Origin of the sequence: Paenarthrobacter sp. NPDC057981, assembly GCF_042886835.1 — a bacterium.
GTDB lineage: Bacteria > Actinomycetota > Actinomycetes > Actinomycetales > Micrococcaceae > Arthrobacter.
Genome location: NZ_JBHVQI010000011.1, coordinates 12,316 through 38,316, shown reverse-complemented (window position 1 = coordinate 38,316; position 26,001 = coordinate 12,316). Strand labels below are relative to the sequence as shown.

At 59.1% G+C, this 26,001-nt stretch carries 26 protein-coding genes, 1 tRNA gene and 1 other RNA gene; 19 read left to right on the top strand and 9 right to left on the bottom strand.

Translation table 11 applies throughout. The features are described 5' to 3' along the window. The first annotated feature begins 155 nt into the window (after positions 1–155). The 11 genes from ACFVSI_RS11915 (at position 156) to ACFVSI_RS11865 (ending at position 11,158) form a co-directional block, all read left to right on the top strand. Positions 156–1,184: a phage portal protein gene (locus tag ACFVSI_RS11915; RefSeq protein ID WP_387823565.1), complete on the top strand. Its 1,029-nt coding sequence runs from the start codon at positions 156–158 to the stop codon at positions 1,182–1,184. Between the two features lie 369 nt (positions 1,185–1,553). Beyond that, a complete protein-coding gene (locus ACFVSI_RS11910; protein ID WP_387823562.1) occupies positions 1,554–1,736 on the top strand; it encodes a hypothetical protein in 183 nt (60 codons plus the stop codon). Beyond that, positions 1,729–3,243, top strand: coding sequence for a hypothetical protein (locus ACFVSI_RS11905; RefSeq protein ID WP_387823559.1), 1,515 nt, complete (start codon positions 1,729–1,731; stop codon positions 3,241–3,243). The genes ACFVSI_RS11910 and ACFVSI_RS11905 overlap by 8 nt, the downstream gene beginning before the upstream one ends. Positions 3,244–3,631: 388 nt before the next feature. Further along, positions 3,632–4,003, top strand: coding sequence for a hypothetical protein (locus ACFVSI_RS11900; RefSeq protein ID WP_387823557.1), 372 nt, complete (start codon positions 3,632–3,634; stop codon positions 4,001–4,003). Between the two features lie 19 nt (positions 4,004–4,022). Beyond that, positions 4,023–4,433, top strand: a complete 411-nt coding sequence (locus tag ACFVSI_RS11895; protein WP_387823554.1) for a hypothetical protein — start codon at positions 4,023–4,025, stop codon at positions 4,431–4,433. 504 nt (positions 4,434–4,937) lie between these two features. Then, a complete protein-coding gene (locus ACFVSI_RS11890; RefSeq protein ID WP_387823551.1) occupies positions 4,938–6,995 on the top strand; it encodes a hypothetical protein in 2,058 nt (685 codons plus the stop codon). After that, entirely contained in the window at positions 6,988–8,373 is a 1,386-nt protein-coding gene (locus tag ACFVSI_RS11885; protein WP_387823548.1) for a hypothetical protein, read from the top strand. The genes ACFVSI_RS11890 and ACFVSI_RS11885 overlap by 8 nt, the downstream gene beginning before the upstream one ends. Before the next feature lie 239 nt (positions 8,374–8,612). Beyond that, positions 8,613–9,503, top strand: a complete 891-nt coding sequence (locus ACFVSI_RS11880) for a hypothetical protein (protein WP_387823545.1) — start codon at positions 8,613–8,615, stop codon at positions 9,501–9,503. Between the two features lie 9 nt (positions 9,504–9,512). Continuing rightward, the gene (locus tag ACFVSI_RS11875) at positions 9,513–10,001 is read left to right on the top strand and encodes a hypothetical protein (RefSeq protein ID WP_387823542.1); all 489 of its coding nucleotides are present in this window, start codon (positions 9,513–9,515) and stop codon (positions 9,999–10,001) included. A gap of 36 nt (positions 10,002–10,037) precedes the next feature. Then, the gene (locus ACFVSI_RS11870) at positions 10,038–10,433 is read left to right on the top strand and encodes a single-stranded DNA-binding protein (RefSeq protein ID WP_387823539.1); all 396 of its coding nucleotides are present in this window, start codon (positions 10,038–10,040) and stop codon (positions 10,431–10,433) included. Between the two features lie 41 nt (positions 10,434–10,474). Then, the gene (locus ACFVSI_RS11865) at positions 10,475–11,158 is read left to right on the top strand and encodes a DNA alkylation repair protein (RefSeq protein WP_387823537.1); all 684 of its coding nucleotides are present in this window, start codon (positions 10,475–10,477) and stop codon (positions 11,156–11,158) included. An 8-nt stretch (positions 11,159–11,166) separates the two neighbouring features. Here ACFVSI_RS11865 and mptB read toward each other — a convergent pair whose 3' ends face one another. Then, positions 11,167–12,723: a polyprenol phosphomannose-dependent alpha 1,6 mannosyltransferase MptB gene (gene mptB, locus ACFVSI_RS11860; RefSeq protein ID WP_387823534.1), complete on the bottom strand. Its 1,557-nt coding sequence runs from the start codon at positions 12,721–12,723 to the stop codon at positions 11,167–11,169. A gap of 147 nt (positions 12,724–12,870) precedes the next feature. Here mptB and orn point away from each other — a divergent pair, with 147 nt between their 5' ends. The 4 genes from orn (at position 12,871) to ACFVSI_RS11840 (ending at position 15,223) form a co-directional block, all read left to right on the top strand. Beyond that, positions 12,871–13,506, top strand: a complete 636-nt coding sequence (orn, locus tag ACFVSI_RS11855; RefSeq protein ID WP_387823531.1) for an oligoribonuclease — start codon at positions 12,871–12,873, stop codon at positions 13,504–13,506. Between the two features lie 132 nt (positions 13,507–13,638). Next, positions 13,639–13,714: transfer RNA gene (locus ACFVSI_RS11850), tRNA-His, on the top strand. A gap of 120 nt (positions 13,715–13,834) precedes the next feature. Beyond that, the gene (gene def / locus ACFVSI_RS11845; RefSeq protein ID WP_387823528.1) at positions 13,835–14,407 is read left to right on the top strand and encodes a peptide deformylase; all 573 of its coding nucleotides are present in this window, start codon (positions 13,835–13,837) and stop codon (positions 14,405–14,407) included. Between the two features lie 3 nt (positions 14,408–14,410). After that, positions 14,411–15,223 (top strand): acyltransferase domain-containing protein, encoded by an 813-nt coding sequence (locus tag ACFVSI_RS11840; RefSeq protein ID WP_387823526.1) that lies wholly within the window; start codon positions 14,411–14,413, stop codon positions 15,221–15,223. On the opposite strand, the gene ACFVSI_RS11835 is transcribed toward ACFVSI_RS11840, so the two are convergent. From ACFVSI_RS11835 to rnpB, 4 genes are all read right to left on the bottom strand, one after another. After that, the gene (locus ACFVSI_RS11835) at positions 15,208–16,008 is read right to left on the bottom strand and encodes an HNH endonuclease family protein (RefSeq protein WP_387823524.1); all 801 of its coding nucleotides are present in this window, start codon (positions 16,006–16,008) and stop codon (positions 15,208–15,210) included. The two genes, ACFVSI_RS11840 and ACFVSI_RS11835, sit on opposite strands and share 16 nt — an antisense overlap. Before the next feature lie 122 nt (positions 16,009–16,130). Then, a complete protein-coding gene (locus tag ACFVSI_RS11830) occupies positions 16,131–16,340 on the bottom strand; it encodes a hypothetical protein (RefSeq protein ID WP_387823523.1) in 210 nt (69 codons plus the stop codon). A gap of 74 nt (positions 16,341–16,414) precedes the next feature. Then, positions 16,415–17,902 (bottom strand): glyceraldehyde-3-phosphate dehydrogenase, encoded by a 1,488-nt coding sequence (locus ACFVSI_RS11825; protein ID WP_387823520.1) that lies wholly within the window; start codon positions 17,900–17,902, stop codon positions 16,415–16,417. Positions 17,903–18,167: 265 nt separating this feature from the next. Then, positions 18,168–18,556: RNase P RNA component class A (rnpB, locus tag ACFVSI_RS11820), an RNA gene on the bottom strand. A gap of 57 nt (positions 18,557–18,613) precedes the next feature. On the opposite strand from rnpB, the gene ACFVSI_RS11815 reads away from it, so the two are divergent. Continuing rightward, a complete protein-coding gene (locus ACFVSI_RS11815) occupies positions 18,614–19,378 on the top strand; it encodes a YaaA family protein (RefSeq protein ID WP_387823517.1) in 765 nt (254 codons plus the stop codon). 21 nt (positions 19,379–19,399) lie between these two features. Here the strand turns inward: ACFVSI_RS11815 and ACFVSI_RS11810 are convergent, their stop codons facing one another. Both ACFVSI_RS11810 and ACFVSI_RS11805 read right to left on the bottom strand, forming a co-directional pair. Continuing rightward, positions 19,400–20,137 carry a zinc ribbon domain-containing protein gene (locus ACFVSI_RS11810; RefSeq protein WP_387823514.1) on the bottom strand — a complete coding sequence of 246 codons (738 nt, stop codon included), beginning with the start codon at positions 20,135–20,137 and terminating at the stop codon, positions 19,400–19,402. A gap of 58 nt (positions 20,138–20,195) precedes the next feature. Continuing rightward, positions 20,196–21,122, bottom strand: coding sequence for a Nif3-like dinuclear metal center hexameric protein (locus ACFVSI_RS11805; RefSeq protein WP_387823512.1), 927 nt, complete (start codon positions 21,120–21,122; stop codon positions 20,196–20,198). 123 nt (positions 21,123–21,245) lie between these two features. Between ACFVSI_RS11805 and msrA the strand changes: the two genes are divergently transcribed. From msrA to epsC, 3 genes are all read left to right on the top strand, one after another. Continuing rightward, complete coding sequence (gene msrA / locus ACFVSI_RS11800; protein ID WP_144659069.1) at positions 21,246–21,770, top strand: peptide-methionine (S)-S-oxide reductase MsrA; 525 nt, start codon at positions 21,246–21,248, stop codon at positions 21,768–21,770. 67 nt (positions 21,771–21,837) lie between these two features. Further along, positions 21,838–22,773, top strand: coding sequence for a cysteine synthase A (cysK, locus tag ACFVSI_RS11795; RefSeq protein ID WP_387823508.1), 936 nt, complete (start codon positions 21,838–21,840; stop codon positions 22,771–22,773). 41 nt (positions 22,774–22,814) lie between these two features. Then, a complete protein-coding gene (epsC, locus tag ACFVSI_RS11790; RefSeq protein ID WP_144659071.1) occupies positions 22,815–23,399 on the top strand; it encodes a serine O-acetyltransferase EpsC in 585 nt (194 codons plus the stop codon). Here the strand turns inward: epsC and ACFVSI_RS11785 are convergent. Beyond that, positions 23,396–24,235, bottom strand: coding sequence for an oxidoreductase (locus ACFVSI_RS11785; protein WP_387823505.1), 840 nt, complete (start codon positions 24,233–24,235; stop codon positions 23,396–23,398). The genes epsC and ACFVSI_RS11785 overlap by 4 nt on opposite strands. A gap of 108 nt (positions 24,236–24,343) precedes the next feature. After that, a complete protein-coding gene (gene gndA, locus ACFVSI_RS11780) occupies positions 24,344–25,780 on the bottom strand; it encodes an NADP-dependent phosphogluconate dehydrogenase (protein WP_387823503.1) in 1,437 nt (478 codons plus the stop codon). Between the last annotated feature and the right edge of the window lie 221 nt (positions 25,781–26,001).

The following is a 26,001-nucleotide window of genomic DNA, read 5'->3' as shown; positions in this document are numbered from 1 at the left end:
TGTGTCTGGTGCGGAGAAGGTTCTTTAGTCTAGTCTTTCTCCCTTCTCCGCACCTACTAGGCAAAGCCCACAGAGGCAAATTCAAAGTCAAATTCAAATACAGCAGGACCTAGAGCCAAACAGCTCTAGTTATTTGGTTTGACTTTGGAGCAGTATTGGGCATTTTTGATCGACAGAAGCGCATTGCGGATTACAATCCCGCAACCGGCTTCCCGCAATCCTCACAGGTAACGGGACTTTTCTCCCCGTCTACGCTGGCCCTTGCCCTTTTCCCGGATGTTGACTCATCCCAGTTCCCAGTAGATGCAGCTACAGCACTCACAGCTCCAGCCGTTTACCGTGGCATCCACATTCTTTCTTCCGTAGGCTCACGCCTCCCGCTGACTACCAACACCGGAGATCTCGCTTGGCTCAACACCTCTGAGGGTGCGATCACTCCAGCCAAGCGCACAGCCTCGATTATTCAAGATCTAATTTTCTACAACGAATCTCTTGTTCAGGTTGATCGTGACGCTTCCGGCTTTGTCTCTGGCTACCTACACATTCCACATTCCCTTTGGTCTCTTGACGCACAAGGAAACATCCTTTTAAACGGCAAGAAAGTACCTGCCGAGCAATACGTATACATTCCTGGCCTAATGCCTTTGGGCTTCCTAGAGGCCGCTCGCGACTCAGTACGCCAATACCGAAACATTATGGCAACCGTAAATAACCGCGTTGCCGTTCCGGAGCCTGTTGTGCTCACCAAGGAAACGCAGCCCCTTGAGGCCACTCCTGAAGAGATCGATGAAATGCGCGACCACCTACAGGCCGCACTTACAGGCCGTGGCGGAATGGTTCACGTTCCCTACGGTCTGGACATCGTTGGCTACGGAGCTACGGATTCCACTAATGCGCTCATGCTTGAGGCTCGCGAAGCACTCCGTAAAGACCTTGCCAATTTCCTAGGCATCACGGTTGGCCTCCTAGACGGAACCAATGGCGACTCCAACACCTATAACAACGCCGTCGATGAGCGTAATGAGCTGCTGGAGCTGTCCGTAAAGACCTTCACGGAACCCATTGCAGACCGTCTTTCACAGAATGACGTAACTCCGGAAGGCGTAAAAGTCTCCGTTGATTACTCCTCATTCAAGACCAACGTCAGCCAAGCCAACACAGAAAGCCCCCTAACTGATGGATAAATACACCGTAGTTTGCATTACTGGCGAATGGTATCTTGCCGGATTCGCCGTTGTTAATGCCGAAGAATACTTCTTACTCCCGGAATTCGAGCTTGATTTCGAACTCAATGGTGTTCGATTCAAGGGCACTCACCGAGTGAAGCCGGTGAACGAAGATGCCTGAGGAACCAATTGTAGAGGGCGAAATCCTCGACCATTCCACAGACGCTCCCGAACAAACTCCCGATGCAACAATGCCTTGCCCTATCTGTGGCGGACATTGGGTTTCTTCTCCGGAAGATCCATGCACAGACCCCGTAAGAGGTATCCCGAGTGAGTAAGAAACTTCTAGTTCTACGCAAGGAAGACGGAAGTACATACGTTCCAAACGTGACTTCTGTCTACAAGATGACTCCTGAAATGTATGACGCGATTTGTTCCGTATTTGGGCTTGACGCGGATCTTGTTACTGACATTAAGTTCAGTGGTTTGAATGAAGCTGAAGTAACTCACGCGTTTTTGGATATCGGTTCTGGAGTTCACAAACTAACCGATAAGGAACCCAATGACTGAACGATTTAGTGAAGGTCAGCTTGTCAGCTTCTCCGAGAAGCGCGGAACACTCCGCTACAAGCTCGCCCCATACAACGAAAAGGCACGCGACCGAGACGCCACTTTTGCAGAGGGAAGCATCGACTTCTCCAACGCAGAAGGCGCAATTGTGAACGTTGAGCACGATCAATTCCGCCCAATCGGAAAGCTCTCCCAGCTTGAGAGCAAGCCTGATGGTCTCTACGCCACAGTCACGCTGGCGGACACAACCCTAGGCCGCGACACCTTCACCGAAGCCAAGGAAGGCCTCCGTACGGGGATCTCCATGGAGCTATCGGAAATGACTCCTAGCTCTGGCCTCATCACCAAAGCAACCCTCTCCGGAGCCGGTATTTGCGTCAATCCGGCGCTTGGCTCCGCACGCCTCATCTCTGCCTTCTCTGAGGACTCAGAGCCAGAGGAAGAGATCGAAGAAACCGAAGACACCTCGACCCCGGAAGAACCGGAAGAGGAAGAAACCGCCGAAGCAGACGCAGAGGCAGAAACCGAAAAGGAAGACGATATGTCTGAAAACGCTGCTGTTCCTACAGCTCTTGCCGCTGCTAACAGTGGCGCTAACCTGTCCCTCACTCCGGCCACGATTGCAAAGGCCTACGCAACCAAGGACGAACGCCTTGCTTTCGCTCTTGAGGACGCTGGCCTTGTTGGTCAGGATGCCGCACAGTTTGCCCTCTCTGGCATCACTGGATCTGCTCACACTTCCAACATTGAACAGGCTCAGTGGCTTGGTCAGCTTTGGAGTGGCAAGACCTATAACCGCAAGTACGTCAATCTTGTCTCCACAGGCTCCCTTACCTCTTGGAAGGTTGAAGGCTGGAAGTTCATTACCAAGCCTGTTGTTGGTGACTACGCGGGAGACCTCGCGGATATCCCTTCCAACACCGTAACCACAGAGCACTACTCGGAAGAGGCAGAGCGTCTGGCCGGTGGCTGGAAGCTTGACCGCAAGTACCGCGATTTCGGCAACACCGAATTTATCTCTAGCTTCTTTGCCGCTGCTACTGAGGACTACGCTCGCAAGTCTGACCGTAAGGTTCTGGATTTCATCGTTGCCAACGCTCAGCCCGTAACCGGAACTGTTGTTGCTGACGGAGTCGCCCCGGCTACCGCCAAGATCATCAAGGGTGCTCTCTCCATGGTTGAGTTTGCAGACCCAACCTTTGCCCTCGTTGGCCTCAAGGCTTACGAAGAGATCTTCAACTCCAAGGAAGATGACAAGCTCGCCTTCCTTCAGCAGAGCTTCAGCCTCAACGGCGGCGAAACCCTCATGCCTGTCATCCCTTGCTCCGAGATCGGCGCGAATGATGTCTACGTAGGCGCAAAGGAAGCCATTACGTTCTTCGAGCTTCCGGGAACTCCTATTCAGGTCTCCGCTCTTGACGTTTCCAAGGGTGGCGAAGATGAAGCCCTCTTTGGTTACTACGCGCTCATCCTCAACGACGCTCGCGGACTCAAGAAAGTTTCCTAACTTTTTTTTAAACGCTCGCTTAATGCGAACGATACTCACTCTCATGAAAGGCAGGCGCTATGTCGTACTGGAACTCTGACAACGCGGACCTCATAGCCGCTGAATGGCCGGATTCGGAAGCCCTTGACCCAACGGTCTTGGACAACCTGTTCGAGTCAGCAAACGCTCTATGTGTGGCGTATGCGCCTGCCCTTTCTGAGGGTGCGGCTGTCCCCGCTAACTACCTGTTGGCGGAGATCGTTACCGCTCGCGATATCGCTTCCAAAATGACCGGTGGCAACTCGGAAGAGATTGGCCTCGACGGTCAAGCAATTCCGACAGCTCCGCTTATCTGGCTTGCTCGCGACTTGCTCCGTCCTAAGACCTCTCCGCTAGGGAGGCTCCGCTAATGGCCGGAACAGTACGCGAAACAATCGCGGAGCAGATCAAGGCGGATAGCCCTGAGTACGTCGTAAAGGCGTTCTCAGCGGCTAAGCCGGAGATCAATAAGCCAACGGTCTTTGTGTGGCGCGAAAACCTCACAAACTCCCCTCAGACGGCCTCTGTGACTCATGACCTAAGGGTTGCCCTTATGGTTCCCGGACCTCAGACAGAGGCCAAAGAGAACGAGCTAGAGGATCTTTTACACGCGGTCTTGGTGAGCATCAACTCACTGACCTTCACGCAGTGGGATAACTGCGACCGAGCAACATTCTTCGATAACTGGATTGGCTACGAGATCACCGTAATCGCCAATACAGACAACATTTACAAGCCTTAATTCCTGAAAGGAATATGCAATGCCTTCACTTCCACACAAGGTCACTAATATCTCTGCCGCTACAACTTCTGTATCTGGCATTGAATTCACTGACGCAATCACACTGGTTACCTTCAACCAGACTTCGACCGATACCACTTGGATTCCGATCTCCGGCAACGTCCAGTCCACTACTGGCGTCCCTGTCTGGACTGCAACGGTTGAATTCGGTCAAGACCTCGCAGCAACAACCACGTTCACAAACTTCCTGCTTAACAACCACGGAAAGTCCACAACGATTATCTTCAAGCCTGCCGGTGCTACTCAGGCAGTTACCGCAACAGTTGTCCTCAAGGCTCCTGCTCAGCTTGGAGGCGGAGTTGGTGTTGCAACCTCTTCCGCTGAATTTGCTGTGAATGGTCAGCCAAGCATCACGGTTGGCGCTAGCTAAGAGTGTTTAGCGTAGATCAGTCCCGCCTCCGTGCGGCTAACAAGCGATTCCGCCAGCTACCTAAAGAGGTCAAGAACGATCTCCGCAAGTATCAGCGTGCGGAGGCGGGACCGATCTGGAAATCAGAGGTTGCTTCTCACCTTGGGAAGACCCCTATTTCAGACCGAGTATTCAAGACCGGTAACACGATCAAGGCCGGAGCGGTAATTACCCTCAAGGCCGGTAGCTCCAACAGGAAGCTCTCAGGTGGCGCAACAGCCGCCGAGCTTATCCGTCCTGCCGAATTCGGTAGCAACAGACGCGATAAATACACCAAGTTCTATCGACGCTCACCTAACGGGAATGTCCACACGGTTACCCGCAGGTCTTCCCGTCAACTCCCAAGCCGCAGACGTGGCGGATATGTCGTATATCCAGCCGCAGGAGGCGCAACCAAGCGCATTGTGTCGCTCTCAGTACAAACGATTACCCGCAGTATTTATGACTCCGTAGGAGGTTAGGACCATGGCAGGACGCCCAATTGAAATTCCCATTGCCATTAATGCCGATGGTGTGGACAAAGGCGCAGCCAACGTTTCGGATGCCTTCGACAAGCTGGAGTCTGGACTCGACTCCGTAGCCAAGTCCGGAGACAAGGCCCTGTCACAGGTAGAGGATTCCCTCTCAGGCGTAGACAAGGCCCTGTCTTCCACATCCACGGAAGCCAACGCAGCCGGGGACAAACTGGCCTCCGGCTTCGACGGTGCTAAGTCCTCTATCAAGGACGTAGCAGACGCAGGAGACAAGGCCCTGTCCTCCGTTGCGGACTCTGCCGGTGACCTAGATACGGCTCTGGACAAGACAGCCCGTAGCGCGGACTCTGCCGGTGACAAGCTGGCGGACAGCTTCGATGATGCCAAGTCTGAACTCAAGGACGTAGCCAAGACCGCTGACAAGAGCGGCAAGGACGTTGCGGACGCTTACAGCGACGCGGCAAAGCAGATCGACCGAGACCTTACAAAGGCTCTGGACGAAGTAGCGGACAACGCCAAGAACACCGGCAAGGGACTTGGGGACTCCGTAAAGCGCGGAACTGACAAGGCCGGAGAAGGCTTCTCCGAACTCAAGGATGAATCCAAGTCAACAGCCAAGGAAGCCGCTGCTTCCTTTGGTTCGATTGAGGACTCAGCCGACGCTCTACAGGAGATCCTTGCTAACGCGTTCGTTGGCTTTGGCCCTGCCGGTATGGCTGCTGGTGTCATTGCCGCTGTTGGTATTGGTCTTGCTGTCTCCGCATTGCAGGAGAACGCGGACAAGATCAATGAGAACAAAGAGAAGATGCTCGACCTCGCCCAGACCCTCAAGGACAAGGGTGGAGAGTTCTCCATGGCGGACGCAATTCAAGCCATGGATGACTACGGCTTTGCCATTCAGGACTCTAAAGAGTGGTTTGAGTTCTTCCAGCAAGACGCGATAAGCGGATTCGAGAAGCTACGCGACAACGCCAAGGATGCCGGTATCTCCATTGGTGAGGCCTTCCGTGGACAATTCGGAGAGCTTGAGGATGCCAAGAAAGTCTCTGAGGAACTTACAGGCCGACTGAAAGACCTTGAGCGTCAGACTGAAGCCAATAAGAGCATCAACTACGAATACGGAACCGTACTTGATACGACTGATGAGGCCACCAAGAAACAGATCTCCGGAACTAAGGAACTCTCTGACAAGGTCAAGGACCACATCAAAGAGCTTGAGGCCGCTGCTGAAATTGAGCGCATCCGTAGAGCTGCCATTGAGGGAACCACAGAGGCAACCAAGGAAGACGTTGCAGCCCTTGAGAAGCGCAATCAGACGATACAAGGTGGCGTCACTACAGAGCTGGACTACTGGGACCAAGTAGCCGAAACCTCCAAGATCCTTGAGGAAAACGGAAAGACCCTCGATAAGAACACCCAAGCTGGCCGTGACAATCAGCGCGCTCTTATCGACCAGTCAAACGCTGCTCTTGATATGGCTCAGTCTCAGCTTGACGCGGGAACTTCTGCCGATCAGGTAGCAACCAACCTCACAAATCAGCGTGAGGCAATCCTTCAGCAGATCGACGCTATCACCGGATCTCGTGACGCTTCCGAAAAGCTTGCAGCAGCCATGGGACTTATCCCGAAAGACATCATTACTGAGGTCAAGACAAATGGCGTAGCTGAGACCAAGACCGAAATTGAGGGCATCCCAGCTACTCAGGACACCACAGTAAACGTCTCCCAGACCGGAGCTGAGGAAACCCAAGGCCGCATCAATTCGGTACAGGGCAAAGAGGTTCTTATCCAAGTTGATGACAACTACCAAGCCTCCGAAGTGCAGAAGCGCATTGATGGGATCAAGGGCAAGGAAGTTCTCATTGAAGTTGATGACAACTACCAAGCCAAGGTTGTGCAGGACCGAATCAACGACATTAAGGGAAAGACAGTTTATGTCGATTTGAAGATCGGCAATGAATTTGAGTTCCAACAGAACATTGCTCGACTCACACAGCCAGTAACCAAGACCGTAAATATCGAAACGCGCGGAGGCGTACCGAATGACTAGCATCACAGCCACTCCGGATACAGCTACCGGATCTGTACAACTGAATATCACGCAGAACTCTTCTGTCACGAAGGTAACCCGTTCGGACTCCAACGGTCTTGCTGACGTGCGTATCTCCGCTGGACAGTTCCCCAGCCCTTCCGCTGGAACAACAATCCTCACGGACTACGAAGCTGCCCACGGAAGCAACCTCTACACGGTCTATTGCAACGAGTACGTCACAGCCACTCAGCAAGTGACTAACCCCTCTTTCGAAGTGGACTTCTCCGGCTGGACCCTTGACGGAACCACGGCGGCAACAACAACGTCCTTCCCGCAGATGCTCAAGTCTGGGACTCGCATTGCTCAGATTGTCTCTGACGGAACACGTACCGTTCCCGGCATCTCCGTTATCGGTTCCACCGTGCGCCCTCAGATTGTGGAAGGTCAGTGGATCGGCCTCAAAGCCTTTATGGCAACGGAACAGTCCAACTACCAAACCCGAGTACAGGTGATCTTTAGGGATGCCGCTGGCGCGTCTATCGCTGGATCTTCCTTTGCGTCACCCTTCACGGCATCACCGTTCTACGCTGGCGACTGGCCGCAGGTTGTCGCTCAAGCTCCTGCCGGTGCTGTCTCCGTGGCCCTGTACCTTCAGTACCGCAACGGAGACGATACGGCGAACTTTGTTCCTGCCGGTAAGCGCATGTGGGCGGATGCTGTTGAGGCCTTTGTCGCCGATACCTCCGATGAGGTTCTAGCTCGACTCTCAGAGCCGTACTGGGATGGAGCCACAGCAGACACTTCGAACACGGATTATGCATGGACAGGAACCGCTCACGCGTCCCGCTCCACTCGCACAATCAACGTCACGACGGTTTCCACCACAGCAAACCTCACGCTTGCCAAGCCGTGGCTAATGGTTCCGATTGCTCCGAACTTCTCCGAGACGGCCGAGAGCATCACTGACTACTCCAGTGGCCGCGCTAGCAACTCGACCGTTCACCGAATCATCGGACGTGCGGACCCCATTGTTGTACAGGGCAAGCTAGGTACCCGCACAGGAACCCTTGAAATCTGGACTGACTCCGTGGCTTCCGCTAACAAGCTCGCTCGCGTCTTTGACCGTGGAGAAACAGTCATGCTCAAGCAGCCTGTCAGCGGCCTTGATATGTACTTTGCCGCCGATGATATGGAGGTCTCTCCGTACTCCGTTGAAGGCGTAGACGCTACCCGCTACAAGTTCACCGTGAGGTTTACGGAGGTAAAGCGTCCTACCGGCAACCTGTCCGGTGCTCTTGGCTGGAACTTCGATGCTCTGGCCGCTGCTTACGGAAGCTTCTCAGCCGTCCTCGCTGCTTACCCGACGTTCGATGATCTGACCATCGGAGGTGTCTAGTGGCCGCTGTAACAGCACCTTGGGCACTGGAGGCCGCAGACAGGATTAGGGAGCCTCACAGGCAGGTTCTACGCGCTACTGCTTACCCGGTAACCGGAGATCCCTTTGACTTGGACGTACTGGATGCAAGCGTGACTCTGGATGAGTCTTGGTCACCTCGCATTCAGGCTTCCCTGTCCTGTGAGATCCCGTCAGACAACGCGCTGCTAGCCAAGCTGGACCCTCGCAAGAGAGTCCGCGTGAAGGTCTATGCCGGTTATCAATGGAACTCCGTAAGTGAAGACGTGCAGCTCTTGGCTGACCTCCACTTGAGGAACCGAGATATCAAGCGACCGGACAACACCCTTGAGCTGAAGCTTGCCGGTGATGAGGCCCTAGCTCAGGACTACAAGCGTCAGAGCTGGGACACTCAGCCGCCAGTGACAAACCTCTTGGACTTTGTGACCTACCACAAGGACATTGCCAGCATCCCGGAATCCACTCCGGCTGTGCTCACTGACTTTGTGACGAGCTTTGGAGCGTCCTCGCTTGCCGGAGTGGTGCAAGAGGTAGGCAAGGACTCTTGGAGCCTTCTGGCGGACGCACAGGACCGCGCAGGATGCCGAATCTATGTGGACGGTAACCGCCGTTGGCACATTGAGAAGCTTCCCAAGCTGGGAGTAACCGCGCTCAATCTCACGATTGGGACAGACGGAATCATCACCGAGTCAGCAGCCACCTTGAGCCGTGAGGACTTCAAGAACTCCGTGACGATCAAGTACTCATGGCGCGACGGCTCCGGCAACGATCAGGTGATCTACGGCAACGCTCTTGTGAATGCCGGTGAGTTTGCTACGTCAGCTATCGGCCTCAACACCTATTACCTTGAGCGCTCGATTCCGGCCACACAGGCACAGGCGAACGCAGCAGCGGCAACCGTCCTGACCTCCGTAGGCCGACGCGGCAACAGCTACTCAATTGGAGCTGTAAACGCCTTTTGGATCACTCCCGGCTCCACAGTCACAGCAACCCTGCCGGAAGGCGACCAACGAAAGATGTTGGTTTCCTCCGTCAGCTTCAACTATCCCTCCGGCGATATGAGCCTCAAGCTCCGTCAGCCGGAAGACCTCTCTACAGCAGCAACACCGTAAGGAATCGAAATGCCCACAACTACTACATACGGGATCTCCTACCCGACAGGTACACAGGCCCCTAACGTCCCTCTTGCCATGCAGGCGACCGCTGACAGCGTGGAAGCAGCCCTAGTTACTATCCAGTCCTCCACGTCTTCCAACGTGGCTCTTGGTGGCCTCTACAACCAATACACGTCGTCCGGATCTTACGGACCGCCTAAGTACACGAAGGCCTTCAACAAGACCATCACGACTACGGGCATGATCGGCACAACGGGAACCACAATCACAATGACCGGTGGCACTCAGTACCTCATTGCTACCCTGCCGGTTGGCGTGCGTCCTCCGTATGACATCATCCTTCAGCCCAAGACCGCTACGGCCATGGGCGGAGTCCCTACGCTCTACGTCCGCGCTAATGGTGACGTGCACTTTGAGAACTCAACAACATTCACAAGCCTTGCCAAGGCTAGCTTCTGGATCTCGCTCGACAACATTGCTTGGACTGCCCTCTAGTTCGTAATCCCATTAGGTACCGTCTACTGGTACACCGTGCAGTCATTTCGCTACCTTGCCGGACATGTAGGCTGCAGCGTCAAGAAAGGTCAGAGGGTCCTGGTTGCCGGGAAGCTTCGGCTGAGGCAGTGGGAGCACGAAGGCCGCATTTACCATGTGGCCGAAATTGATGCTGAATCCGTTGGCCACGACCTCATGTGGGGCTCTGCCAACTTCACTCGAATGAACGGCACCTCGGCGGCACCTCTCGAGTCAGCCCCCGTGGCCGAGGGCTCAGGCAATCCACCGGGTGGAAGCGATTGGAATGCCGGTGACGATGACCAAGTGCCCCCGGAAGAGGAATCGGTGCCGGCAGGTCTTGAGGATTCGGAGGGCAACGGCCAGCTCCTGGTCAACACCACAACCGGGGAATTGGTGGGTGCGGGGGTTTGAGAAGCGAGCGGCCGCCGGGAAACCCGCCATAGAGTTGGTGCATGTCCACCGCAGCGCTCGTTGAGTCCATCCGTTCAAAGCTGCGTGCCGGGGGCGACGCCGAGCGCGCACGTGGCGCTCAGGCCTATATGAAATCCGAGATGCCCTCCCTCGGCGTCAGGGTGCCCGAGGTGCGCAGGATCGTCAGGTCGGCGGCCACGGAGTTCCCCCCGACGTCACCGGAAGAGTTGCGAATGGCAACCCTGACGCTCTGGCGGGAGGCCGGGGTTCGGGAAGAACGCTACGCCGCCATTGATCTGACCGGCCTGCGGATGGTCACGGAGGATCTGGCCATGCTGGCGGTCTATGAGGAAATTATCCGGACAGGTGCATGGTGGGACCTTGTGGACGGCGTATCGCATCGGATCTGCGCACTTCTGTTGGCCCACCGGGACATCATGACCCCTCTGCTGCTTCGGTGGGCCTCCGATGCGGACATGTGGATCCGCAGGGCGGCCATCACGGCGCAGTTGGGAGCGAAATCCACAACGGACACCGTGCTGCTGGCTCAAGTAATCTCGGCAAATCTGGCGGACAAGGAGTTCTTCATCCGGAAAGCCATTGGCTGGTCATTGCGCGAGTACAGCAAGACGGATCCGGAGTGGGTCCGCGGCTTCGTCGAAGAAAACCGGGAAGCGTTGAGCCCGTTGTCCAAGCGGGAAGCGACCCGGCTGCTGCTCACTTGACCTGCTGTTCAAATGACGGGACGGTGCCCAGGCTCATCGCGCTTGCGGAACAAGCTCTTGGTCTTCGGGTCCACAAAGATCAGGTAGACGGCGAAGAGGAGCGCGATGATCGCGGCCGCGTTCCTGGCCAGGGTCAGTGCCAGGCCCAGGTCTTCACTTTGCAGGTATGGGAATACGTCCAACTGGTCGGAGATGGCGTACACCATGAAGAACGACACGATGAAGTAGACCGCCTTGACCTGCCAGTCGTTGCGGATGCCAGTAACTGCGAAGAGCGGAATCAACCACACCACGTACCAGGACTGGATCATCGGAGCGAGAATGACGATCGCAGCAAAAGCCAACGTCAATCGACGCATCAGGCGGTCGTAGTCACCGCGGAAGATCTGCCACGCAACGGCGCCGACCATGAGGACCTTCCCGGCGTCGTAAACCCACTTGGCCATGCCCCATCCGTCCAGGCCAAAGACGTTGACTATGGATGCTACAACCAACCCAATCAGTCCTACGGGCGCGTACCAGATCCAGATGCTGCCCGGAGCGGAAAGCCCGTTGATCCAGCCGAACCCAAAGCCATTCACCAGGCTCAGTCCGTACAACAGCCCGAAGCTGATGGCCGCGGTGAGGAACCAATAAAGGAATTTTCGCGGCCAGGACGCCCCTTTGCCCGCCCACAGGAGCCCGATAAACGGCAGGAACACAATGGTGATGGGCTTGACGGAGATCGAGAGAGTGACCAGGACGATGCCAAGGATGACACGGCGGGTGGCGCAGTAATAGAGGCCCGCCAGAGCGAGTCCGATCATGAGGGCATCGTTGTGGACGCTGGCGATGAAGTTGGTCAGGAAGAGCGGATTGGCCGCAGTCAGCCACAGAGCCCGGTGTGGATTGACCCCGTGAAGTTCCGCCAGCTTGGGCACGTAGACAATGCAGAGAACGATCCCCACCAAAGCAACCAGCCGGAACAGCATGATGCTGGCTTCGGGTTGGACATTCGTTACCCAGACAACGAACTGCTCGATCCACAAGAACAACTGCCCGTACGGGACCGGAGCTTCGGTCCACATCTTGTCGGCACCCAATTGGAAGTAATTGGGAAGGGCAGAGATGCCGTTCTTGTACGGGTTCATCCCCTCGACCATCAGACGGCCTTGGCCGATGTAGGCGTAGACATCCCTGCTGAACAAGGGGACCGTGAACATCATCGGCAGACCCCAGGCCACCACTGCCTGCAGCGTTGCTTTCCTGGCCTCCAGACCCCAGACGCGCACTCGTTGGCCCAAGCGCAGCCAGGCCCGGACCAACAGCATCCCGCCGATGGCCAAAAGAACGATGGAGAGTGCGACACCAGCGCCCTCGGTCCGCATCCAAATGAAGAGCGGCAACCGCCGGAGTTCGGACACCGGCGCCAGCCAACCGACACCCAGGGAACCGAACACCATGAACATCGAACCGATGAAACCGGCGATCAGCGGCGAACGCGCGTTATCCACCTCGCTGGTTGCAGCATCCGCCGTCGGCGCTGCTGTCCCTGCCTTCTGGGCGGCGGGTACGGGCACCGTCATGTAGTCGTCATCCAATCGTTCGCCCGGTAATTTCGGGACAAAAGTTCTGCGTCTTCGGGGCTTCAGCAGCAGGAAGAAACGACACTGCTGCGCTCAAAAATCGTACCATCGGAGCACTTGGAACAGCCGGAAGGATAGGCTAGGCGCGTGCCTATTACTAATGAACGCATCGTCTGGATCGACTGCGAAATGACCGGTCTTGACCTCAAGAACGACGCCTTGATCGAAGTGGCCGCCTTGGTCACGGACTCCGAGCTCAACATCCTGGGTGACGGCGTCGACGTCGTCATCAAGCCCGACGATGCCGCGCTGGAACAAATGAACGATTTCGTTCGCGACATGCATACTCGGTCCAAGCTCCTGGATGAACTCCCGTTCGGAAAGACGATGGCCGAGGCCGAAGCCCAGGTTCTGGAATACATCGAGAAATGGGTTCCGGATCCCCGCAAGGCCCCCCTGGGTGGCAACTCCGTGGGAACTGACCGCATGTTCCTGGCCCGGGACATGCCGAACATTGTTGAGCACCTGCATTACCGCGTTATTGATGTCAGCACCATCAAGGAGCTTTCACGGCGATGGTTCCCGCGGGCCTACTTCCAGTCGCCGGCAAAGCATGGTGGCCATCGCGCCCTGGGTGACATCAAGGACTCCATTGACGAGCTCCGCTACTACCGCGAGGCCGTCTTTGTTCCAGCACCGGGTCCCGATACGGCCACAGCCCAGCGCATTTCCAAGGAGATCATGGCCACTGCCGAAACCCTTGGATCCAGCGAGACGGTGTGATCTGCGCCATTTTTGAAGGTTTTTTCGCAAAAACCGGCAAAAGTGGACTTTGCACCCCAAAACAGCAGGTAAGCTATTTGTCGTTGCCTTCGAGGAAAGCCGGTCAAACGGACTGACCACGGAAGGCACATGGTGGGCTTAGCTCAGTTGGCAGAGCGCCTGGTTGTGGTCCAGGAGGTCGCGGGTTCAACCCCCGTAGCTCACCCCACCGAGATTGGCTGCAGAGCCGGTTTCCACAAAGGCCGCACCGGTTATCCGGTGCGGCCTTTGCTTTTAACCCGGATCCGGAACATCCCGGACCCCAGCGATCACCAGAGGAAGAACCGACATGACCGTCCTGCCAGTCACCATATGGGGCGAACCCGTCTTGCACCGCCGGGCAAGCGAAGTGGAAGTCTTCGACGACGAACTGCGCGCCTTGATTGCGGACATGTTCGAGACCAATGACGCCGCGAACGGCGTCGGGCTTGCCGCTCCCCAGGTCGGCGTAGGCAAACGCATCTTCGTCTACAAGTACGACAACGACGACGACGTCCCACCGCAGGGCGTAGTGGTCAATCCCGTACTGACCCTGTCCAAAGTCTCAGGTGCCCTTCCCGATCCCGACGAAGACGTTGAAGGCTGCTTGTCCTTCCCTGGCGAGTACTACCCGTTGCAGCGCGCCGAATGGACACGGGTCCAAGGCTTTGATGGCGATGGCAACCCCGTGGAATTCGAAGCGACCGGCTGGTTCGCCCGGATCATTCAACACGAGTTCGATCACCTGGATGGCAAGCTCTACGTCAACCGCCTGGTGGACCGCTACTCGAAAAAGGCCATGAAGCAAGCCAAGAAGAACGGCTGGGGCGTGCCCGGCCTGACCTGGATGCCCGGCGTCGACCCTGATCCGTTCGGACACTGACCCATGACCGCCGGCACCCACAACGAGCTCTTTACGCTCCTGGACATCAGCGCCGAGGATGCGCCGGAGTGTGCACGTCTGCTGTCCACCCCTCCTGACACCGGCGTGACGCAAGCCCTGGATGCCATGACAGCGCGGTTGGGCACCTTTCCATTGGAAAGCATCAAGGCAGAGGACGCTTCGGAGGCGACCTGGATCGAAGCACTCCTGCGCTTCGCCCCCACCGTCCATGCCTACCACGTGGCGTTGGGCATCAGCCCTGCCGTTTCCGCGGCGTCACTGGCCGATGTGGGCTTGCAGCTGCGGATCAACCGACGGGTTCACGGCCGGTTCGGATTGGATACGTGGGGTTGGCTGACGCTGCATATGGCCGGCAACCTCTTCCGGCTTGGCAGGCTGCAGTTCCACCTCGTCCCGGCCGACGGTGCTGCTTCGGGCTGGGTGTTGGGTGTGCATATCCCGGAGGACGGCGGCCTCTCCCCTGCCCTGGTGGACGAGAGTTTCGCCGAAGCCCGCGCCTTTTTCCCGCATCACTTTCCCGACAAGCCCGCAACAGTGGCCACCTGCGATTCATGGATGTTGGATCCGTATCTTTCGGAGCGGCTCCCGAACAGCAACATCGCCTCATTTGCGCGGCGGTTCACGGTTGACCGCTGCACCGATGCACCAACCGACGCTGTCTACTTCACCTTCCGTCAGCGGGGCTTGGAGAACCTGGACAAGCTCCCCCGGGAAACGTCCCTCCAGCGGGTGGTGCTGGAGCGGATTGACGACGGCGGCACCTGGCAGCTGGGGCACGGTCACCTGGCGCTGTAGATCGTTTGCTGTCCGGGGCAGGACGAGAGCACGCCCTTCATGGCATCCTTCTCGGCCTGGGTAACCCACAGGTGGTAAGCGGTCTTGACAGAAATTTGCCGGGCGACATAGTGGCAGCGGAAGTTCTTGTTCGCGGGGAGCCACGTGGCGGCATCCCCCGCCCCCTTCTTGACGTTTGCCGGCCCATCGGCGGCAATCAGATTCAGGGGGTCGTTGGCGAGGGTTTGCCGCTGCTGGACGGTCAGCTGCTGGGCCCCTTTCTGCCAGGCGTCGGCAAGGGCCACCACGTGGTCAATTTGAACGGCTGAGCTGGTGTCCTGTCCCCGTGTGAAGGACACTGGCCGCCCCGTGTAGGGTTCGTTCAGCATGCCGGAGGCTACCCTGCAGGAGGAACCTTCGGTAAACGTGACCGCCGTCAGGTCGCGCCTGAGGATGTCGTTCCTGGTGTCGCAGCCGTTACGGTCCGCATCGGCCCAGGCCTGCCCGAACGCGGCCCTGTCGTAGTCCGATTTCGCAGCCCGGCCTTTGACCGGAAGGCGCTCCAGGGCGTCTGCAGCTTTTTCAGGGGCTACCGCTGCTGCACCGCGGACAGGTTTCATCCACTCGGGGTTGAAGACTGGAGCTTCACTCGGTCCGGACTGCGCAGGTTGGGCTGCATCGAACTGGCCGGCGGTGAAGAACCAGGACAACCCGGCAACGATGGTGGCAGCAGCCAGGGCCAGAACCGCCCATGCTTGGCGTGACCGACGTCGGGCGCGTTTGTAGGCGGACCAGGTGATGCTCAAGGGACTCCATCCAGTGGGGCAGGGTGTGTCCTACGAGCGTATGGCAAGGCCCCGACAGTCAGAGTCGGTATCCACAGTGTGTAGGAGAAGTCACACCGCACTGTGGCTGAAAGCAGGGTCCTTTATTGCTCGCGCATCACGCGTTGAAGGTCCTCGGCAGCCACGTCCAGGAGTCCGCGCAGTTGCTGCACGCGCTCGTCGGAGACATCTCCGGCAGCGTTGGCCGCGACCGCTTGGTCCAAGAGTTTCTGGGCTTGCTTATGGTTGGCCTTGGCGACGTCCAAGGCATGTTCGAGCGTGGTCTCATGTTCGATGGTTGATTCGTTGTCCATGAGTGCCATTGTGCTCAGGTTTCCCGGCCGATTCCAGTGACCCGGCCGGGAAACCCGTGAGAACCGCTTGGGTATCAGGCGTCAGCAGTTTCCAGTACAGCAATCGGTGCGATGACGTCCTTGGCGGGGAACGACGGCGGGTTCACGCCTGCCATTTCTTCCATGACGCGGACAACCTGGCAGGAGTAGCCAAACTCGTTGTCGTACCAGACGTACAGCACGAGGTTCTTGTCGTTGGAGATGGTCGCGAGTCCGTCAACGATGCCGGCCCGGCGGGATCCAACGAAGTCGGTGGAGACCACGTCAGGGGAATCGATGTAGTCGATCTGCTTGCGGAGATCGGAGTGGAGGGACATTTCGCGGAGGAAGTCGTTGACTTCCTCACGCGTGGTGCCGTTCTCAAGGTTGAGGTTGAGGATGGCCATGGAAACATCGGGCGTGGGTACGCGGATGGCGTTGCCCGTGAGCTTTCCCTGAAGTTCGGGAAGGGCCTTGGCGACAGCCTTTGCAGCGCCGGTCTCGGTGATCACCATGTTCAGTGCGGCCGAGCGTCCACGGCGGTCACCCTTGTGGAAGTTGTCGATCAGGTTCTGGTCATTCGTGAACGAGTGGACCGTTTCGACGTGGCCGTGGATGATGCCGAACTTGTCGTTGATGGCCTTCAGCACAGGGGTGATGGCATTGGTGGTGCAGGACGCCGCGGTGACGATCTTGTCGTCGTCGTTGATGTCGCGGTGGTTGATGCCGTGGACGATGTTCTTGAGGTCGCCCTTGCCCGGTGCCGTCAGCAGGACGCGGGCAACGCCCTTGCTCTGCAGGTGCTGGGAGAGGCCGTCGGCGTCGCGCCAACGCCCCGTGTTGTCGACAACCAGCGCATCCTTGATGCCGTACGCGGTGTAGTCGACGGTCGCGGGGTTGTCCGAGTAGATGACCTGGATCTGGACGCCGTTGGCCGTGATGGTGTTGGCTTCCTCATCCACGCGGATGGTGCCTTCGAAGGAGCCGTGGACGGAGTCGCGGCGCAGCAGGCTGGCACGCTTGACGAGGTCGTTGTCTGCACCCTTGCGAACCACGATGGCGCGCAGGCGGAGGCCGTGGCCGCCACCAGCCTTTTCGATCAAGAGGCGGGCCAGCAGGCGGCCGATGCGCCCAAAACCGTAAAGAACGACGTCGGTGCTGGTGCGGTCGTCAGCTCCGCGCCTGCCCACGATCTCGGCCAATTCGGACCGCAAGTACTCGTCCAGAGAGGCGCCATTGCCTTCTGCCCGGTACTTCTCCGTCAAGCGTGCGATATCGATGGCTGCGGCACCGAGTTCAAGCTCAGAGAGGGCGTTGAGAAGGGGTGCGGTCTCTTCGAGCAGGAGCTCGTGGTTGCTCATCCGGCGTGCAAAGCGGTGGGCCTTGAGGATGTTCATGGTGGACTTGTTGATCAAGCTCCGGCCGTGGATGCTGGTGACCACGTTGTTTTCCCGGTACAACCGGCCGATCACCGGAATCATGGCCTCGGCGAGAGCCTCCCGGCCCATCCACTTATCAAGACAAGAATCTGACGTCTGGCTCACAGAACTACCTTCCTTGGGTCAACCACATACGTCCTCGTATGCAGATGGCAGCGGCCGCCCGGAGTTAGTCCTGCGGCACATGCGCCAGCGGGCTTCGGTCCACCCACAGCGCCTTGAACGAGAGCAAAGAAAATCCGCCGGCTGCGAACGCAGTCCCGGCGGCAGAACATCTACGTTCAGTAACCATTCTAGGCGGGAAGGGCGGGGCATAGTCGTCCCGAAGGCGTGAAATCACTCACACGCCCGTGATCCCGGCAGTCATAAATGGATGGGTTGACCGATACGCCGGGTTCTGTCATCCCCCATCGTTGCCGACAAGGGAGTGGCGGCCATCCATCTACGAACGCCGTTGCCGACGCCCTCCAGCGGCCTACCCGGACACTCGGGCGAGCAGCCCTCGAACGTGTCCTGTCTGGCCTTGCTCCGGGTGGGGTTTACCTAGCCTCCCCGGTCACCCGGAGAGCTGGTGGTCTCTTACACCACCGTTTCACCCTTACCTGCTGCAACCGGTGCAATACCGGAAACGCAGGCGGTCTGTTCTCTGTGGCACTGGCCTGCGGGTTACCCCGAGTGGGCGTTACCCACCACCCTGCTCTGCGGAGCCCGGACGTTCCTCGAGCCACTTTCGTGACGCGCGGCCGCCTGGTCAACCCATCCGCCGTACAGTCTACCGGCGTCCAAGGCGGCCCGAGTCACCGGTAATATCGACTGGTGCTGATTCTCCTTCCGCCTTCAGAAGGCAAGACCCCCGCCACCAAAGGCCCCGCCATTGACTGGGAGTCATTGAGCTTTCCGGAACTGAACCCGTATCGGGCGAAGGTCCTCGAAGCCTTGGGAACAGTGAGCACGCACGAGGACGCCCTTGCGTTGCTGGGCGTCGGCGCCTCCTTGCGTGACGACGTCGAGCGCAATACCCGCCTCCACGCCGAACCGGCGGCCCCCGCGCACCAGGTCTACTCCGGCGTCTTGTACGACGCCCTGGGCTTCAAGAGCATGACCCCGGCACAGCGGCGCAAGGCCACAGAATCCATCCTTGTCGTCTCGGCGCTCTGGGGCGCCATCGGCTTCGGCGACCACGTGCCGGCCTACCGCCTGTCCATGGGAACCGCACTGCCCGACGTCGGACGCCTCGCCTCCTACTGGAAGCCGCAGCTTAACGCCGCCCTGGCCAAACGCTCGGAAGGAGAGCTGCTTATCGACTGCCGCTCGAGCACCTACGCCGCGGCGTGGGCTCCCCCGGCCGAGCAGACGGTCACCGTCAACGTGTTCAACGAGGCCAACGGCAAGCGCACGGTGGTGAGCCACTTTGCCAAGCACACCCGTGGTGAACTGGCCAGGCATCTGCTGACGAGGCGTGGCAAGGCGCCGGCAACTCCCCAACAGCTCCTGAAAGCATCCAGTGAGCACTGGACCACCGAACTCGTTGAGGGCACCGCCCGCAAACCGCACGCGCTGAACATCATCCTGACGGGCTAAGCCCCGGATCCGCAGCCGAGGTCAGTTCCACTCCGCCGATCGAACCAGGATCACGCCGGAGTCCGGGCAGAAAACGATGTCGTCTTCGGCGGCGGCCTTGACCTCGGCGAGGTCGCCGGGGCTGAGCATCATCCCCGAGCCTTCGGACTTGCCGTGGAACAGCCGGGCAGCGCCGACGCCCCGCTTGGCGATGGTCTTTTCGTAGACCGCGAGCATCCCTGCATCCAAGGCCTCGGCAAAGGCTGCCCGCTGTCCGCGGACCACCGTTTCCTCAGCAGCGATCTCTGCGATAGCTTCATCCAGCTCCGCACGGATGCTCCCGAAGGAGCCCTGGATGTCATCGACGATGGCCTGCTGGGCAGCTTGGCGTTCGCGCAGGGTGTCCAGGCGCTCCAGGATTTCCAGTTCAACGTCTTCGAGGTCCGATCGGCGCTTGGACAACGAGGCAATGTCGTTCTGCAGCGCCACCAGGTCCTTGGACAGGCCGGTCCCGCTGTTGAGCCTGGTTTCGTCGCGCTCGATGCGGGAGGCAACCTGTTCGACGTCGGCTTCCGCCCGGCGGAGTTCGGCTTCAGCGTCGTGGACGGCTACTTTGGCAGCCCCCAGTTCACCGTTGGCCACCGCGAGGGCATCGGTCAGGTCAGTAATGCGGGGATCGTTTTCCAACACTTTCCGGCGGCCGGCCAGCGACTTGAGCTTGGCATCCAGTCCCTGCAGTTCAAGCAATTTCAATTGTTCTGCCGGTGCTGCTTTTGCCACGCTTACCTCCGCTTGTCGCCGCCGGTCCTGGAGATCAGTTCCGGATCTTTCCTAGACTCTAGTCGCCGCCAGGAGTCAGTATGAAGTCCCAAGGGTCGCTGTTGGTGCTGCTGACGCGGATGTCGACGTCGTAGCCTTGGTCCGCGAGGACATTGCCCAATGCTTCGGCGGCAGCCGGGAGCCACAGCCATTCACTGGCAAAATGCGAAACGTCAATCAGGTAGGGACGGCCGTTGGTGGCGCCTTCCCGCGCTTCCGAAGCCGGATGGTGCCTCATGTCTGCCGTGACGTAAACGTCGGCGTGGTTGGCCCGGACGGCGTCGAACAGGCTGTCTCCGGCGCCCCCGCAGACCGCCACGCGCCGCACAAGACCGTCCTTGTCACCGGCCACCCGCACACCGCCGGCAACGGCCGGGAGCATTTCAAAGACGCGTGCTGCAAAGTCACCCAGGGTTTCAAGCTCCGGAAGATCGCCCACCCTGCCGATTCCTTCCTCAGGCAATCCGTTGGATGCGGCTGTCAGCGGCGCGACGTTCTCCAGCCCGAAGGCGTCGGCGAGCACGTCCGACACTCCACCGACGGCTGAGTCACCATTCGTATGCACTGTCAGCAGGCCGGTGCCCGCTTCAATCAACCGGTGAACGGCAAGGCCCTTGGCCGTTGTTGCCGCCACCGAATTCACGCCTTTGAGCAGCAAGGGGTGGTGGGTGATGAGCAGTTCGGCGCCCCATTCGATGGCTTCGTCAATGACAGCCAGGGTGGGGTCCACGGCGAACAGTACTTTGGTCACCGGAACCGTGGGCCGCCCGACCACCAGACCGACTTCGTCCCAATCCTCGGCCAGCGACTCGGGCCAGAGCTCTTCTACAGCCAACAACACCTGGCCGAGGCTGGGTTCGGCGCTGGCTCCCTCTGTTTCGTCGTGTTCTGTTTCGTCCTCTTCGACGGAATCCGCATCAGAAATGCCAGTGTTTACTGCTTCCATGTTTCTATTCTTCACTACCGTGCCGGATCAGGCAGTCCTTGCCGCCGGGTATCTGCCGGGAGCCGTAATTCTCCCGTAAGGTGAAACGGGAATCATCAGGACTTCCCAACCATTGAAGAGAACATGAAAACTTTCGTACTTGGCGGCGGCTGCTTCTGGTGCCTCGACGCCGTTTACCAGAAGACCCGTGGCGTCAGCTCGGTGGTCTCCGGCTACACCGGGGGCCACGTCCGCAATCCCGACTACTACGAGGTATGCTCCGGAACCACGGGCCACGCGGAGGTCGTTGCAGTGACCTTTGACGAAACCGTGGTTCCCGAGGACGTCATTCTGGACATGTTCTTTGCCCTCCACGACCCCACCACGTTGAACCGCCAGGGCTACGACGTCGGAACCCAGTACCGGTCATCCATGTTCTACACCACCACGGAAGAGAAGGTGCTGTTCGAGGAAGCCATCGAACGCGCCCAGGCCCTCTGGTCCGATCCGATTGTGACTGAGGTGGTCCCCCTCCCGGACTTCTACGAGGCCGAGGAAGTTCACCAGAATTACTATGCGAAGTTCCCTTACCAGGGGTATTGCCAGGTGATCATTAATCCCAAGCTGGCCAAGGCGAGGAAATATTACTCTGCATGGCTTACTGCTTAGCAAGGTTTCGTTCTCGCTGGTTAGGCTGACCTCAGCATTCCCTCTTCAGAGATAGGCGTAAATTTTCATGGCAAGGATCTACGACGACGTCACCCAGCTGGTCGGCCGCACTCCGCTGGTTCGGTTGAACCGGCTGACCGAGGGCCTGGGCGCCCAGGTTGCGGTCAAGCTCGAGTTCTACAACCCGGCCAACAGCGTCAAGGACCGCATCGGCGTGGCCATCGTTGACGCTGCGGAAAAGTCCGGTGCCTTGAAGCCCGGCGGAACGATCGTTGAGGGCACCTCCGGCAACACCGGTATCGCACTGGCCCTGGTCGGTGCTGCCCGCGGTTACAAGGTCATCTTGACCATGCCTGAAACGATGTCCACCGAGCGTCGCGTCATGCTGCGCGCCTACGGTGCCGAGATCGTCCTCACCCCCGGCTCCGAAGGCATGCGCGGCGCTGTCGAGAAGGCCCAGGAAATCGTCGCCACCACGGAAAACGCCATCTGGGCACAGCAGTTCGCCAACGAGGCAAACCCGGCAATCCACCGTGCCACCACGGCTGAGGAAGTCTGGGAAGACACCGACGGCGAAGTGGACATCTTCGTTGCAGGCGTCGGCACCGGCGGCACCGTCACCGGCGTCGGCCAGGTCCTCAAGGAACGCAAGCCCGGCGTGCAGATTGTTGCTGTCGAACCGAAAGACTCGGCCATCCTCAACGGCGGAGCCCCCGGGCCCCACAAGATCCAGGGAATCGGCGCCAACTTTGTCCCCGAAATCCTGGACACCAACGTCTACGACGAGGTCCTGGATGCCACGCTCGAAGATTCCGTCCGCGTCGCCCGTGACCTCGGTGCCCGCGAAGGTATCCTCGGTGGCATTTCTTCCGGTGCCATCGTGTGGGGCGCCCTGGAACTGGCCAAGCGTCCGGAGAACGCCGGCAAGCTGATCGTTGCTGTCGTCTGTGACTTTGGAGAGCGCTACATCTCCACCGTGCTGTTCGATGACATCCGCAGCTAACACAACGCCTGCATTCCTTCATTTCCTGTAGAAAGGTCTTTGTGAGCTTCTTCGCAAGACTTAAGGAAGACCTCGACGCCGCCCGGTCCCACGACCCGGCGGCGCGAGGTTCTTTCGAGAACTTTTTCGCATACTCCGGCTTGCATGCCATTTGGGCGCACCGTGTCACCCATAAGCTCTGGCAAAACCCGGCGCTGAGGTTTCCCGCGCGCCTGATTTCGCAGCTCGCCAGGTTCCTGACCGGCATCGAAATCCACCCCGGCGCCACGATTGGCCGCAGGTTCTTCATCGACCACGGGATGGGCGTCGTCATCGGTGAGACGTCCGAGATCGGCGACGACGTGATGATCTATCACGGTGTCACCCTCGGCGGCCGTTCATTGGCCAAGGTCAAGCGCCACCCCACCATTGGTGACCGCGTCACGATCGGTGCCGGCGCAAAGGTTCTGGGCCCCATCACCATCGGAGCGGACAGCGCAGTCGGGGCAAATGCAGTGGTGGTCAAGGACGCTCCCCCGGAGTCAATCATCACGGGCATCCCGGCGACGTGGCGGCACCGCGATGCCCGGTCCGAGACCAAACCCGCCGTGGATCCGGCAGAGTACTACATCGAATACCGGATCTAGCCGGCCAACCTCTTATAGAAGTTCAGGAAGACGGCGTCAAACACGCGGTCCGGCAGAATCCTTCTCATGGCCAGAACGCCCCAGGCACCCCTACCCACCGGGTAGCGGGTACCGGGGCGTTTCGCCGTTGCAGCACGAACCATGGTCTTGGCCACCGCCTGCGCCGGGGTGGAGAGGACGTGCCCTTGGCCGGACGTCGACGCCAGGGCTGCCGCCACCATGTGCGCCTGATCGGCATACGGACCGTCGCCCGAAGTGGCCAGCAAGCCCTCGCCCGCTATGGTTCCCCACTCGGTGTCGGTACCCGAAGGTTCAATGATTACGACGTCGATGCCGTGCGGTTTCAGTTCCAGGCGCAGCGAGTCGCTGATGCCCTCAACTGCGAACTTGGTGCCGTGATACCAGGCGCCGAGGGGCTCGTAGATCTTCCCTCCGATGGACGTGACGTTGATGATCCGGCCTGTCCGGGCACTCCGCATCCCGGGGATCACCAACTGGGTCATCCTCGCAAGCCCCATGACATTGACGTCGAACTGCCGCCGACCCTCGGCCAAAGGGACTTCCTCAAGTGAGCCATAGGATCCATAACCGGCATTGTTGACCAGGACATCGACGTGCCCATGGACAGCTTCCACCTCGGCTACCGCCAGGGTCATTGACTCCTCTGAAGTCACATCCAGCGACACCACGAAAATGCCGTGTTCCTTGAGCGGCTCCATCAACTCAACCCTGCGCGCCCCTGCGTAGACGGTGAAGCCCGCGGCATTCAGGGCCAAGGCTGTTTCGAAGCCGATTCCTGTGGAAGCTCCCGTGACCAGCGCGACGCGGGGTGCCATGGCATCATTCCTTTGCTGGCGGCCTCGACACCGGACGGGAACTCCGTACGGCAAAGGCCGGCCCCTCCCAGCCTAATGGGGAGGACCCGGCCTTTGCAGTTGGTGGTGCTAGTGGGTGTCGACTGCCGAGATCTCGGACTTGTCTTCGCCCCAGAGGGTGTGGAACGTTCCTTCGGTGTCCACGCGGCCGTAGGTGTGTGCGCCGAAGAGATCGCGCTGGCCCTGGATCAGGGCAGCGGCAACGCGCTTGCGGCGGAGGCCGTCGTAGTACGCCAGCGACGAGGAGAAGACCGGTACCGGAATACCGAGCTGCACGGCGGTAGCGACAACGCGGCGCCAGGCCGGGAGAGCCTCTGCAATGGCTTTGGTGAAGGCCGGAGCGAACAGCAGGTTGGCGGGCTTCTCGTCGGCTGCGTAGGCCTTGGTGATGTCCTTGAGCAGTTCGGCACGGATGATGCAGCCTGCGCGCCACAAGGAAGCGATCTCGTCCAGCTTGAGGTCCCAGCCGTACTCCTTGGCAGCGGAGGTCAGCATGTCCAGGCCCTGGGCATAGGAGACCAGCTTGGAGGCGTACAGCGCCTGACGGACATCCTCAACGAACGTTTCCGGGATCTCCACGGAAGCCTCTTCGCCAGCCAGCAGTTCCTGACCGAGCTTGCGCTGCTCGGTCTGGGAGGACAGCGCGCGGGCGAACACAGACTCAGCGATGCCCGAGACAGGCGATCCGAGTTCAAGGGCGGAGATGACGGTCCAGCGGCCGGTACCCTTCTGGCCGGCGGCGTCAACAACGACATCCACGAAGGGCTTGCCCGTCTTGGCGTCAACGTGGCCGAGGACCTCGGCGGAGATTTCGATCAGGAAGGAGGACAGATCGCCCTTGTTCCATTCTGCGAAGATCTTGGACTGCTCGGCCGGCTCGATGCCAGCGCCGGAGCGGAGGAGGTCGAAGGCCTCGCCGATGACCTGCATGTCGGCGTATTCAATGCCGTTGTGGACCATCTTGACGAAGTGGCCGGCGCCGTCGGTGCCGATCCATGCGCAGCAGGGCTCGCCGTCGACCTTGGCGGAGATCTTCTCCAGCAGCGGGCCGAGGGCGTCGTAGGACTCGCGGGAGCCACCGGGCATGATGGACGGGCCGTTCAGTGCGCCCTCTTCGCCACCGGAGACACCGACGCCTACGAAGTGAAGGTCCTTCTTGGCCAGCGCGGCTTCCCGGCGGCGGGTGTCCTCGTAGTGCGAGTTTCCGGCGTCGATGATGATGTCACCAGCTTCAAGCAGCGGTTCCAGCTGCTCGATCACGTTGTCGACGGGGGCGCCTGCCTTGACCATGATGAGGACGCGGCGGGGCTTTTCGAGGGAGTCGACCAGTTCCTGCAGCGTTTCCGTGCGGATGAAGTCGCCTTCCGAGCCGTGCTTTTCCAACAGGGCGTCGGTCTTTTCCACGGAGCGGTTGTGGAGAGCCACGGTGAAGCCGTTGCGTGCGAGGTTGCGGGCCAGGTTGGCGCCCATCACCGCAAGGCCGGTGACACCGATGTGTGCTGACATCAAAACTCCAATTCGTTCGTGTACAAACAGTCCCAACGTACCCTCAGCGGACACGCAGGAAGCGATTTCAAAACCAGGGGCTGAAATAAACCATACGTATTAAAACCTTGGGCGGGAAAGCGGCGCCCACGTTGTGGAAGCTGCCGCGTCATAAACAGTCTATGATGTCCGCGCCCCGACACGACGGCCCGGGACAACCGCCGGGCACCACTGCCCGCACC

What these genes read in the sequence shown, in the direction of transcription:
- ACFVSI_RS11905 (WP_387823559.1), top strand. Translation starts at nt 1,729, where the DNA reads ATGACTGAACGATTTAGTGAAGGTCAGCTTGTCAGCTTCTCCGAGAAG.
- ACFVSI_RS11900 (WP_387823557.1), top strand. Translation starts at nt 3,632, where the DNA reads ATGGCCGGAACAGTACGCGAAACAATCGCGGAGCAGATCAAGGCGGAT.
- ACFVSI_RS11895 (WP_387823554.1), top strand. Translation starts at nt 4,023, where the DNA reads ATGCCTTCACTTCCACACAAGGTCACTAATATCTCTGCCGCTACAACT.
- ACFVSI_RS11890 (WP_387823551.1), top strand. Translation starts at nt 4,938, where the DNA reads ATGGCAGGACGCCCAATTGAAATTCCCATTGCCATTAATGCCGATGGT.
- ACFVSI_RS11885 (WP_387823548.1), top strand. Translation starts at nt 6,988, where the DNA reads ATGACTAGCATCACAGCCACTCCGGATACAGCTACCGGATCTGTACAA.
- ACFVSI_RS11875 (WP_387823542.1), top strand. Translation starts at nt 9,513, where the DNA reads ATGCCCACAACTACTACATACGGGATCTCCTACCCGACAGGTACACAG.
- ACFVSI_RS11865 (WP_387823537.1), top strand. Translation starts at nt 10,475, where the DNA reads ATGTCCACCGCAGCGCTCGTTGAGTCCATCCGTTCAAAGCTGCGTGCC.
- mptB (WP_387823534.1), bottom strand. Translation starts at nt 12,723, where the DNA reads ATGACGGTGCCCGTACCCGCCGCCCAGAAGGCAGGGACAGCAGCGCCG.
- def (WP_387823528.1), top strand. Translation starts at nt 13,835, where the DNA reads ATGACCGTCCTGCCAGTCACCATATGGGGCGAACCCGTCTTGCACCGC.
- ACFVSI_RS11840 (WP_387823526.1), top strand. Translation starts at nt 14,411, where the DNA reads ATGACCGCCGGCACCCACAACGAGCTCTTTACGCTCCTGGACATCAGC.
- ACFVSI_RS11830 (WP_387823523.1), bottom strand. Translation starts at nt 16,340, where the DNA reads ATGGACAACGAATCAACCATCGAACATGAGACCACGCTCGAACATGCC.
- ACFVSI_RS11805 (WP_387823512.1), bottom strand. Translation starts at nt 21,122, where the DNA reads ATGGAAGCAGTAAACACTGGCATTTCTGATGCGGATTCCGTCGAAGAG.
- msrA (WP_144659069.1), top strand. Translation starts at nt 21,246, where the DNA reads ATGAAAACTTTCGTACTTGGCGGCGGCTGCTTCTGGTGCCTCGACGCC.
- cysK (WP_387823508.1), top strand. Translation starts at nt 21,838, where the DNA reads ATGGCAAGGATCTACGACGACGTCACCCAGCTGGTCGGCCGCACTCCG.
- ACFVSI_RS11785 (WP_387823505.1), bottom strand. Translation starts at nt 24,235, where the DNA reads ATGGCACCCCGCGTCGCGCTGGTCACGGGAGCTTCCACAGGAATCGGC.
- gndA (WP_387823503.1), bottom strand. Translation starts at nt 25,780, where the DNA reads ATGTCAGCACACATCGGTGTCACCGGCCTTGCGGTGATGGGCGCCAAC.